Origin of the sequence: Devosia sp. (genome assembly GCF_014860165.1) — a bacterium.
Lineage (GTDB): Bacteria > Pseudomonadota > Alphaproteobacteria > Rhizobiales > Devosiaceae > Devosia.
The window spans coordinates 1-11,084 of sequence record NZ_JACZKG010000019.1 but is presented as its reverse complement, the minus strand read 5'-3'; the positions used below and the strand labels follow the sequence as shown (position 1 = coordinate 11,084).

The 11,084-nt window shown below is 64.8% G+C and carries 10 protein-coding genes; 1 reads left to right on the top strand and 9 read right to left on the bottom strand.

The features are described 5' to 3' along the window. Positions 1–1,262 (top strand): histidinol dehydrogenase (gene hisD / locus IH615_RS05310; RefSeq protein ID WP_291360422.1); only part of this gene is annotated, 1,262 nt, incomplete at its 5' end. A gap of 153 nt (positions 1,263–1,415) precedes the next feature. On the opposite strand, the gene IH615_RS05305 is transcribed toward hisD (IH615_RS05310), so the two are convergent. The 9 genes from IH615_RS05305 to IH615_RS05265 form a co-directional block, all read right to left on the bottom strand. Next, the gene (locus IH615_RS05305) at positions 1,416–2,117 is read right to left on the bottom strand and encodes an RraA family protein (RefSeq protein WP_291360420.1); all 702 of its coding nucleotides are present in this window, start codon (positions 2,115–2,117) and stop codon (positions 1,416–1,418) included. A gap of 5 nt (positions 2,118–2,122) precedes the next feature. Continuing rightward, the gene (locus IH615_RS05300; RefSeq protein ID WP_291360418.1) at positions 2,123–3,160 is read right to left on the bottom strand and encodes a cupin domain-containing protein; all 1,038 of its coding nucleotides are present in this window, start codon (positions 3,158–3,160) and stop codon (positions 2,123–2,125) included. A gap of 79 nt (positions 3,161–3,239) precedes the next feature. Then, positions 3,240–4,310: a LacI family DNA-binding transcriptional regulator gene (locus IH615_RS05295; protein WP_291360415.1), complete on the bottom strand. Its 1,071-nt coding sequence runs from the start codon at positions 4,308–4,310 to the stop codon at positions 3,240–3,242. Next, on the bottom strand, positions 4,295–5,059 hold the full coding sequence (locus IH615_RS05290) for an SDR family oxidoreductase (RefSeq protein WP_291360414.1): 765 nt from the start codon (positions 5,057–5,059) through the stop codon (positions 4,295–4,297). Before IH615_RS05290 ends, IH615_RS05295 begins: the two co-directional genes overlap by 16 nt. 1 nt (position 5,060) lies before the next feature. Then, the gene (hisD, locus tag IH615_RS05285; protein ID WP_291360413.1) at positions 5,061–6,389 is read right to left on the bottom strand and encodes a histidinol dehydrogenase; all 1,329 of its coding nucleotides are present in this window, start codon (positions 6,387–6,389) and stop codon (positions 5,061–5,063) included. 81 nt (positions 6,390–6,470) lie between these two features. After that, complete coding sequence (locus IH615_RS05280) at positions 6,471–8,006, bottom strand: amidase (RefSeq protein ID WP_291360411.1); 1,536 nt, start codon at positions 8,004–8,006, stop codon at positions 6,471–6,473. Position 8,007: 1 nt separating this feature from the next. Next, complete coding sequence (gene ugpC, locus IH615_RS05275; RefSeq protein WP_291360409.1) at positions 8,008–9,066, bottom strand: sn-glycerol-3-phosphate ABC transporter ATP-binding protein UgpC; 1,059 nt, start codon at positions 9,064–9,066, stop codon at positions 8,008–8,010. Positions 9,067–9,071: 5 nt separating this feature from the next. Then, positions 9,072–9,959: a carbohydrate ABC transporter permease gene (locus tag IH615_RS05270; protein WP_291360407.1), complete on the bottom strand. Its 888-nt coding sequence runs from the start codon at positions 9,957–9,959 to the stop codon at positions 9,072–9,074. Between the two features lies 1 nt (position 9,960). Beyond that, a complete protein-coding gene (locus IH615_RS05265) occupies positions 9,961–10,992 on the bottom strand; it encodes a sugar ABC transporter permease (RefSeq protein WP_291360405.1) in 1,032 nt (343 codons plus the stop codon). Positions 10,993–11,084 lie beyond the last annotated feature (92 nt).

Sequence of the window (11,084 nt, the reverse complement as noted above, 5' to 3'; positions counted from 1 at the left end):
TCACCTATGTGAAGGCCCCCGAGCGCTCCTCGATCGGCGACAATGCCCCGGTCGAAGCGCTGGTCAACGAGATCATCGCCAATGTCCGCAAGAATGGCGACGCCGCCATCCGCGAATATTCGGCCCGGTTCGACAAGTCGGACATTTCGGTCTTTGAAGTCACCGCCGGAGAGCGCGAACAGGCGCTGGCCGAACTCGATCCGCAGACGCGCATGGATACCGAATTCGCCATCGCCAATGTGCGCAAATTCGCCGAGGCCCAGCTTTCGACCATCCTGCCGCTCGAAGTCGAAACCCTCCCCGGCGTGCATATGGGCCACCGTGTGATCCCCATCCAGCGCGTCGGCTGCTACGTGCCCGGTGGCCGCTATCCGCTGCTGTCGGCGCCGATCATGACCATCGTGCCGGCCAAGGTTGCCGGGGTCGACGAGGTCATCGCCTGCCTGCCGCCGAATGCCCACAAGGCCATGATCGCCGGCTGCCACCTCTCGGGCGCCGATCGCATCTTCCGCATCGGCGGTGCCCAGGCCATCGCCGCCATGGCCTATGGCACCGCGAGCGTCCCGGCCGTCAACAAGATCGTCGGCCCGGGCAATGCCTTCGTCAACGAGGCCAAGCGCCAGGTCTTCGGCCCTGTCGGTATCGACCAACTCGCTGGCCCGTCGGAGATTTTCGTCGTCGCCGACGCGACCGGCGATGCCGAGATGATCGCCACGGACCTGCTGGCCCAGGCCGAGCATGACATCCGCACCCGCGTTGGCCTCATCACTACCGACCGCGCCCTGGCCGATGCCACTTTGGTCGAGGTCGAGAAGCAGCTGCAGACGCTGTCGACCGCCAATACCGCCCGCGAGGCCTGGGTCAACTATGGCGAGATCACCGTCTGCGAGGACGAGGCTGCGATGATCGCCTATTCCGACCTGATCGCCGCCGAACACCTGCAGGTGCATACCTCCGACGCCAAGGCATTTGCGCTGAAGCTGCGCAATTATGGCTCGCTGTTCATCGGCGAACTGGCCAGCGTGGTCTATTCCGACAAGTGCTCGGGCACCAATCATACCCTCCCCACCATGGGCGCGGGCGCCTATACGGGCGGGCTCTGGGTCGGCGCCTATGTCAAGATCGCCACGCATCAGTGGCTGAGCGAAGGGGGCGTCAAGCAGGTCGCGCCGCCCGCCGCCCGCCAGTCAGCGAGCGAGGGGCTGGAAGGCCACCGCAGGGCAGCGCAGCTGCGGCTGGATCGCATGCAGATCGGGAAATAGCCAAAAGGCCGGTGGAAACACCGGCCTTTTTCACATTCACCGAGTCATTCCGGCGCAGGCCGGAATCCATGTCCGGCAATTGCCGCAGCCACTGAGGTCGAGGCGAGATACGGACATGGATCCCGGCCTACGCCGGGATGACATCGCGTGCGGCTACTTGATCTGGTTCGCCTCCAGCCAGGCCGCCTTGAGCTTTTCGACCGTAAAGCCCGGCGCCCGTGCGGCCGTCAGGATCGGCACTTCCTTGCGCATGACGACGTCGATGGCCCAGGCCATGCGCTCGATATGCTCGGCCGGGATGACAACGCCGCCGTGGCGGTCGGCATGGACGAGATCGCCCGGCCGCACAGTCATGCCGAAGACCGTCACCGGACAGTCCAGCTCCGTCACATGTACGAAAGCGTGGCTAGGCCCCACGGCCCCGGCGATGACCTGATAGCCCTCGTCGAGCATGCCCAGGTCGCGCAGCACACCATTGGTCAGCGTGCCCGCAATGCCTAGTCCCTTGTGCTGGGCCACCTGCATTTCGCCCCAGAAGCCTCCGATGACATGGGGATAGTCTGTGTCCTCAATGACCACGACATTGGGGCCCTGCCCGGCCGCGACATACTCGTAATATTGCATGCGTAAGGCCCGCACCTCGGCCGCCGGCTTCTGGGCCGGCGAGGAGGCGCGGATCTTGGCGGTGCGGGCAAAGCCAACGACCGGCGGCAGGGCAGGATCGGCGCAGACCACGGGCGTCTTGGTGAAACCCTCCGCGGTGCGCCCGCCCATGACATGTTCGAGCGCGTTGCAGACCGTCGGCGTATCGGCCTTGCGCAGGGCGGCGAGGACATCGGGCGAGATGGTTGGCATGGCGGCTACTCTGCCGCCTGCGCCGTGGCCCAGACCGGTGCGGCCGGAGCGGCGGCACCACGGACCACGAAGGCGATGGCATCAGCCGAAGCCGGGTTGCGGAAGCCGTGCGCCAGGCCGATCGGCACGGTCAGTGTATCGCCGGCACCCATGATCAGCTTGCCGTCGGCCCAGTTCACCTCGAGCGTGCCGGACTGCACGAAGATCACTTCCTGTTCGCTGCGGCTATGCGGCGCGATGGTGGCCCCGGTCTCGAGCCGGAGGCGGCGCAGGGCAAAGCCATGCTGCCAATGCCCGACGATGGGACCGGCCGTGAAGCCATCCCCGGCATCGACGTCGCCGATCAGCGCGGCTTCCTCGACGCCCTCGCCGGCCAAAGGCGAGTTCGGGTTCGCCTTCATCTGATCGGGCTTGAGCGCATATTTTGCCAGCTCATCCATGGGCGGGGTCGCCAGTTCCTTGAGCTTCTCGGCCGTCGGCGGCTGTTCCAGCTCGGCGCCATCAGGCACCCTTTCGCCCAGCGTCGTGTCGATCAGCTTGCCGCCCTTGAGCAGCTTGAGGCCGAAATCCTCGGCCATCCTGAAGACGCTCGGCGCCCAGACCACCTTGCCCGGATCGTCATGGCCCAGCACCACGGCCAAGAAGCCGGTGCCTTCGTCGCGCTTCTCGAAACCGCGGAACATGTGGGTGGGGACCGTAGCGACGTCGCCCGGCTCGACATCGAGGTATCCTTCGTCCTTGTTGGCGCCGAAGACGAAGCGCCACTTGCCGGTATGCACCAGGAAGGTCTCGGCCGTCAGGTGGCTGTGCTGGCTGTTGGTGCAGCCGAATGGCTGGCGCGCCGCGCCAAAGTTGAAGCCATGCGCCTCGGGGATATGCACCACCTGCGCGGGATTTTCACTGACCCCCGGGCCGATGATGGTGAAATTCTCCTTGCGGTCCGAACCGGGCGTGCGTGCGTCGATGAAGGCGTTGCGCAGGCCCTTGAGGTCGGCATAGCGCACCAGGCGCTTTTCCATTTCAGATTGTGTCCACTTGGTCATGGAATAGTCCTTTCTGGCGATTTTGCATTCGTATGCAACGAACATTGGAAAATGGGCCGGATGGGGGCGGAGCGCATCATCAGGCCTCCTTTGGCCGGAAAATCTGCTGGCCGTCGCGGCTGACGATGCCGCTTTGCGGCAGGCGGGCCGAGGTGCGCACGACGAGGTCGCCGTTGAGGATGCGGTGTTCCGCCTCGATCTCGCCGCTGGCGATCTGGTCCATCAAGATATCGACCGTGGCCTCCACCATGCGCTTGACCGGCTGGCTCATCGAGGTGATGCCATAGGAGGTCCAGGTGGCGGGCCCGACATCGTCATAGCCGACGATGGAAATGTCCTGGGGGATCCGCAGGCCGAATTCGTAACGGGCGACATCCATCACCGCCACGGCCATGTGATCGTTGGCGACGAACAGCGCCTCGGGGCGATCGGGGCGCGTGAACATCCTGCGTGCGGCATCCTGCGCTTCGACGCGGGAATAGTTGCCCGTCTCGGTGGCGACGCTGGTGATGCCGTGGCCGGCAAGGCCTTCGACATAGCCCTGGAAACGATCGCGATTGGTCGAGGAATTCTCGAGGCCGGCAATGTAGCCGAAGCTCTTGTGTCCGCCGGCGACGAGGAACTCGGCGATGCGCTTGCCACCTTCCCTGTTGCGCGTGGTGACGCTGGACACCGCGTCGCGCTCGGTGGTGCGGTTGAACAGCACGACGGGAATGCCGGCAGTGGCACATTCCTCGGAGAGTTCGGAGGAGAGCGAAGTCGAGGCCAGGATGATGCCATCGACGCGATATTGCATGAGCTGGTCGAAAACCGGATCGCTGTCGCGATCCATGAAGCCGGTGAACAGCAGCAGGTGGTAATTCTCTGCTGCCAGGGCCCGGCCCAGCTCTTCGAGCACGTCGGGATAGAACAGGTTTTCCAGATAGGCCATCACCACCGCGATGATGCGCGAGCGGTTGGTAATCAGCGAGCGGGCAATGGCATTGGGCCGGTAGCCGAGCTCCTTGGCCGAGGCCAATACCTTCTGCCGGGTCTTGCTGGAGATGGACGCACCGGGCGTGAAGGTGCGCGACACGGCCGACTGCGAGACGCCGGCGTGCTCGGCGACCTGGCTGGAGGTGACGCCCGGTTTTTTTACTCCGCTGTCCATCCGCCATCCACCAGGAGTGAGGCGCCGGTCACCAGCGCTGCGGCATCGGATGCCAGGAACACGATCGGACCCATGATATCCTCGATGCGACCGAGCCGCCCGAGCTTGATCTTGGACAGTACCCAGCTGCGGAAATCGGGATCGCCGAGGTTCTTGGCCGTCAATTCGGTCTCGATGAAGGTCGGGCAGACAGTGTTAACCCGGATATTATGGGCACCCAGCTCGATAGCCATGGCCTTGGAGAGGCCTTCAACAGCAAACTTGCTGGCGGCGTAGACCGCGCGGTTGGGACCCGCAACGTGGCCCATCTGCGACGAGACATGAATGATCGAGCCCGGCAGGCCCGCCGCTACCAGCCGTGCCACCACGGCCTGCGAGACAAACAGGGTGGCCGAGAGGTTGAGGTCCATCACGAGCTGGTAGTTGGCCTCGGTGATGTCGACGAAGCTGGAATGCCGCGCCGTGCCGGCGGAATTGACCAGCACCTGGAAGGGTTCGACATCGTCGACAAAGGCCTTGATCGTCGCAGTGTCGGTGATGTCCAGCGCCACGCCCTCGGCGGCCAGGCCGGCATCGGCCATCTGGTTGACCACCGTTTCGATGTCGCCTGCCGTGCGGGCCGCGATGGTCACGGCAGCGCCGGCCTCGGCCAGCGCCACCGCCGCGCCCAGCCCTATGCCGCGCGTGCCCCCGGTGACGAGGGCACGCTTGCCGTCGAGGCGAAAGCTGGGGGTGCGCGGCAGGGTCATGCTATTCAGCGGCCTCTATGCGCGGGGTAGCGCCGGTGCCATAGGGCACGTTGCGACCGCCATAGCGGCGCACGCGCACATTGGCCTGTTCGGCGTGGCCGACAAAGCCCTCCAGCATCGACAGGCGCGAACCATATTCGCCGATCATGGCCGAAGCCGCGTCGGTCGTGACGGTCTGCCAAGTACAGGTCTTCATGAACTTCCCCACCCACAGGCCACCCGTATAGCGCGCCGCCTTCATCGTGGGGAGAGTATGATTGGTGCCGATCACCTTGTCGCCATAGGCGACATTGGTGCGCGGCCCCAGGAACAGCGCGCCGTAGTTGGTGAGGTTGTCGCGGAACCACATGTCGCGGTCGGTCATCACCTGCACATGTTCGGAGGCAATGCGATCGGCTTCGACCAGCATTTCGGCATGGTCCTCGCAGACGATGACCTCGCCATAGTCGGCCCAGGATTTCCGGGCGATCTCGCCGGTCGGCAGGATGGCCAGCAGCCGCTCGATCTCCGCCATCGTCTCGCGGGCCAGCTTTTCCGAGGTGGTGAGCAGGATCGCCGGCGTGGTCGGGCCATGCTCGGCCTGGCCCAGGAGGTCGGTGGCGCATATCTCGCCATCGACGGTCTCGTCCGCAATGACAAGAGTTTCGGTGGGACCGGCAAAGAGGTCGATGCCGACCCGGCCGAACAGCTGCCGCTTGGCTTCGGCCACGAAGGCGTTGCCGGGGCCGACCAGCATGTCGACCGGGTCGATGCTCTCGGTGCCGATGGCCATGGCGCCAATGGCCTGGATGCCACCCAGGACATAGATTTCATCGGCACCGGCCATCGCCTGTGCGGCGACGACGGCCGGTGCCGGCTTGGCTCCAAAAGGCGGAGCACAAGTGATGACGCGCTCGCAGCCGGCCACCTTGGCCGTGATCACCGACATATGGGCCGAAGCGAGCAGCGGGTATTTGCCGCCGGGGACGTAGCAGCCCACGGCGTTGATCGGGACATGCTTGTGGCCGAGCGTCACGCCCGGCAGCGTCTCGACCTCGAGGTCCTGCATGGTGGCGCGCTGCGCCCGCGCGAAGTTGCGTACCTGGGTCTGGGCGAATTCGATGTCCACAAGGTCCTGGTCGGTAAGCTGGGCCATGCAATCGTCGATCTCGCGCTGGCTGAGCCGATAATCGGGGCGGTCCCAATTGTCGAACTTCCGGCTGAGATCACGAACCGCACTATCCCCGCGCTTCTCGATATCGGCGAGAATGGTTTCGACCGTGGCGCGCACCTGGCGATCCGCCTCGGCCCGCTCCCCGACATCCTTACCGCGCTTGAGCCAGACTGGCATGTGTCGCTCCCTTTCCTGTATTCTGCATACGTATGCAAATTTGTAAACGACGACCTGAGGGGCGCCGCACGATTTCTGGTTCTAGATGGCTGGTGGCCGCTGCACCGCGTGGTCGGTAGCGCGCTCGAAGGCGTCGCCGATCTGGACGATGCGCGCTTCGTCATGGTGCCGGCCGATGATCTGCATGCCCATGGGCAGGCCCTTGTCCAGGCCGATCGGCAGCGCCAGCACCGGATGGCCGCTGACATTGAAGCCGATGGTGCGCATGGGCGTCCACACTGCTTCCTTCTCGAAAGGCGCGGCGAGCAGGGCCGTCGTCAGGGCGCCCACCGTTACGATAGCATCCTGGGTGGCAAGCAATCGGTCGACTGCCGTGCGGAAGCCCTGCCCCGTCCGCCTGGCCCTGGCGAGTTCCTCCGGGGTCACCGCTACGCCAGCGGCGAGGCTGAGGAAGGCGCGGCGGCCATAGGCCTCGGGATGTTCGCGCAAGGCCTGGGCATGATAGCCGAAGCTCTCCCGATGCAGGATGGCGGCGGCCGCGACTTCGATGGCGTAGTAGTCGGGCAGCTCGACTTCCTCGATCAGCGCGCCGCGTTCAGAGAGCGTCGAGAGCGCGGCATCCATGGCCTCGAGCACCGGCGGCATGGTCTGATTGTCCCGGGCAAACCAGTTGCGGGCATAGCCGATGCGCAGGCCGTTGATCGGCTGGCCAAGCAGGCTTGCCGCATTGCTGCCGGCGATAACATCGAGCGTGACGGCCGCCTCGGCCACCGTGGCGCTGATCGGGCCGACATGATCCATGCTTGATGACATCGGCAGGACGCCGGCATTGGGCACCGCGCCGTAGGTCGGCTTGAGCCCGACGACACCGCAATAAAAGGCGGGGCCGCGCAGCGAGCCGCCGGTATCGGTGCCGATAGTGGTGCGCAGCAACCCGCCGGCCACTGCAACGGCGCTGCCGGAGGACGATCCGCCGGTAATGTGGGCGAGGCTCCAGGGATTGCGGGCCGGGGGGAAAAGGCCGCCATTGTCGGGGCCGACCGTGCCCCATTCATAGGTCGCGAGCTTGCCGATGATGATCGCGCCGCCCTCGATCAGGCGCTCGACCACGTCGGCATTGGCCTGGGCCAGTGCATTGGCGCGACCGGGTGCATCGGCAGTGGTGGGTAGGCCTGCCAAGTCGATCAGGTCCTTGATGCCGACGGGGATGCCATGCAGGGGACCGCGATCGCGCCCCGCAGCCAGTTCGGCATCAGCCCGGCTGGCGTCCGCCAGGGCGCTTTCGGCGCTGACCAGGTAGAAGCTGCGATAGGCGCCATCGCGGGCGGCGATGCGGTCGAGATGGGCTTGCACCAGGGCGACCGAGGTCAACCGGCCATCGCGCAGCATGGCGCCCTGCTCGATGAAGCTGAAATCCAACGCACGCGCCGCATCGGCCAGCCCGGCAACGTCGTCGAGCCGGGCAATGCCGTCGCTCAGCCAGTCGGCGAGCTTGTAGAGGCCGGCACGCTCGCCGGCCGACAGCGCCAGGCCGTGGCGTGCCACGGCAGCGTCGAAGGCGGCGCGCCTGATGTCGTCGGTGGGGTCGATGGCCAAGGCCGACTCCTGCACAGTCATCTCAGTCGTCCGACACAATACGCGCGCCGCTCGCCCTGTCGAACAGGTGGCAGGCGGCTGGCGCGATATTGACGCGGACCATATCGCCGATCTCGGCGCGGTAGTCCTTGCCGACCTTGATCGAGACCAGTTCGCCGGCCACGCGCATGGAGATCATGGTGGCCTCGCCGAGCAATTCGACCGAGTAGATCGGCGCTTCGATGTGGCCGCGTTCCCCCGCCAGCACCGCGTCTTCCGCCCGGAAACCCAGCGTGACCGGCCCCTTGACCGCCCTGGACAGTCCATCGACGCGGATACTGTCGCCGGTGAACACGCCATCGGCAATGTCGCCATGGACCAGGTTCATGGCGGGCGAGCCGATGAAGCTGGCGACAAAGGTATTGGCCGGGCGGTCGTAGATTTCCATCGGCGTGCCGACCTGCTGGATCAGCCCCTTCTGCATCACCACGACGCGATCGGCCAGCGTCATCGCCTCGATCTGGTCATGCGTCACATAGATGGTGGTGCGCTTGAGCGTGTGGTGCAGGTTCTTGATCTGCGCCCGGGTCGAGACGCGCAGCTTGGCGTCGAGGTTGGACAGCGGCTCGTCCATCAGGAAGGCATTGGGCTCGCGCACGATGGCGCGGGCCAGCGCCACGCGCTGGCGCTGGCCGCCGGACAGGGCGGCGGGCCGGCGCTGCAGGAAATCGTCGAGTTCCACCATCTTGCTGGCCGCCATGACGCGCTCATGGTGCTGCTCGGTCGGCACCTTGCGCACCTTGAGCGGGAAGCGGATGTTCTCGTAGACGGTCATGTTGGGGTAGAGGCCATAGCTCTGGAACACCATTGAGATGTCCCGATCCTTGGGCTCGAGCTTGTTGACCAGGCGATCGCCGATCCAGATCTCGCCTTCGGTGATGTCTTCCAACCCGGCAATCATGCGCATGGTGGTGGTCTTGCCGCAGCCGGAGGGGCCGAGCAGGACGAGAAATTCCTGGTCGGCAATGTCGAGGTTGAAATTGTCGACGCCGACAAAATTGTTCCAGCGCTTGGAAACGTTCTTGAGGCGGATCTGAGCCATCTGGATTACCCCTTAACAGCGCCGGCGGTGAGCCCGCTGACGATCTGGCGTTGGAAGAAGAGCACGAGGATGAAGAGCGGCACCGTGGCCGAGACCACGGCGGCCACGGCATACATGACATTGCCCTGCTCCTGCACCGAGCCCAGGAAGCTCGAAATCTTGGGCACCATGGTCTGGTTGTCGGCGCTGAGCAGCATCGAGGTGACGGCAAAGTCGTTATAGGCGAGCAGGAAGCTGAACAGCCCCGTCGTCACCACGCCCGGCCACATCACGGGGATGATGACCATGCGGAAGGCCTGGAAGCGGGTGCAGCCATCGACCATGGCGCTCTCGTCGAGATCCTTGGGGATGCTGAGGAAGAACGAATGCAGCATCCACAGCGTGAAGGGCTGGTTGATCGCCACCAGCACGATGATCGAGGTCGGCAGCACGCCCCAGATATTGAGCTGGAAGAAGGGCAGCAGGTAGCCCGAGACCAGCGTGATATGCGGCATGGCGCGAAACACCAGCGCGATGATGAGGATCCAGAAGGCGTAACGCTGGCCGGACCGCGCCAGGGCATAGCCGCCCAGCGTGCCCAGCGTCAGCGAGATCACGGTGACCGAGACCGTGACGATGGCCGTATTGCCGACAGCGCGCCAGAATTCGCGCGTCACCCAGGCGCCATAGTAGCCGTCACCGGTAAAGGCGGCGCCGGTCTGGATCCGGGTATAGGTGCCGGCAATGGCGTTCCACCAGCTTTCGCGGGAGAAGAAATCCGGCTCGACCTTGAACGATCCCCAGACCGTCCAGGCAAAGGGGAAGGCGGCGAGCACCACCCAGACCAGCACGAAGGCGGAAATCAGCAGGTTCAGCGGCAGCGGGCGCTTCTGGGTCAGCGTGGCTTCGGACATGTCACACCACCTTATGGTTGAATTCGCGCCAGGTGCGGATCAGCACCGGGGTGAGCAGGATGATGACGCCCAGGATGGTCAGCACGGACGTCGCGCCGGCCGAGCCGAAGAGCTGTGCATCGCCGCTGAGGTCGTTGAAGATCATCCAGCTCAGCGAGGTCGCGTTGGCCTCGGCCGAGAAGCCGACGATCGGTTCGAAGACGCGGAAATTGTCCATCAGCTGTACCAGCGCGACAAAGGTGGCGAGCGGCGCCAGATGCGGAATGATGACGTAGCGGATGCGCTCCCAGCGGCTGGCGCCGTCGATCATCGCCGATTCCAGCGTGTCGCCCGGCACGGTCTGCAGCCCCGCGTAGAACACCACGAAGCTGAAGGGCGCATTGGTCCAGACGCCATAGAACAATAGCGATGCCCAGGTCAGCACTGGCGAAGCACGCAGCGACAGCGTTGAATCGTTGAAGATGTTCTGGAGGGTCGCGCCGATGATGCCGTTGGCCTGGATCATCCAGTAGAGGATCAGCGAGCCCACCAGGGGCGTGATGATCATCGGCAGCAGCGAAAAGAAGATCACCGGACCCTTGGTCACCTTGGGCAATGCGTTGACCGCCAGCGCGATGGCGAAGCCAAGGCCCATGGCCAGCGGCGTCACCACGAAGCAGAAGACCAGGGTGAAGGCCAGGGCCTTGTAGAAGGGCAGGTTGTAGATGCGGCTGACCACATCGCCGAAACCACTGTTGCTCGAGAGGATAGCGCCGATTTCGTTGACCGCGAGATGGCCGCGATTGAGATAGGTGCCGAAGCCATTGAACCGGCCCATCGGCTGCTCTGCCTGCAATTGCGCCAAGGCGGCGCTATCGACCTGCATTTCCTTGGTGCAGCCACCGAAGGGTTGGCAGTTTTCCACTTCGACCATCACCCGCGGGTGCTCGACATGGAGGCTCTGCACCACCACCGAGACGATCGGCAGCGCGATGAACAGGACCATCGCGATCAGCGAGGGCAGGATGAAGGCAAAGAATGTCTTATGCGGCATCGAAGCCCCCTCGGAAGCAAAGCTGGCGAGTGATGTCTCAGTCGACGCCCTCCCCCGTTTGGGGAGGGATCAAGGATGGGGGTGTTTGGCCC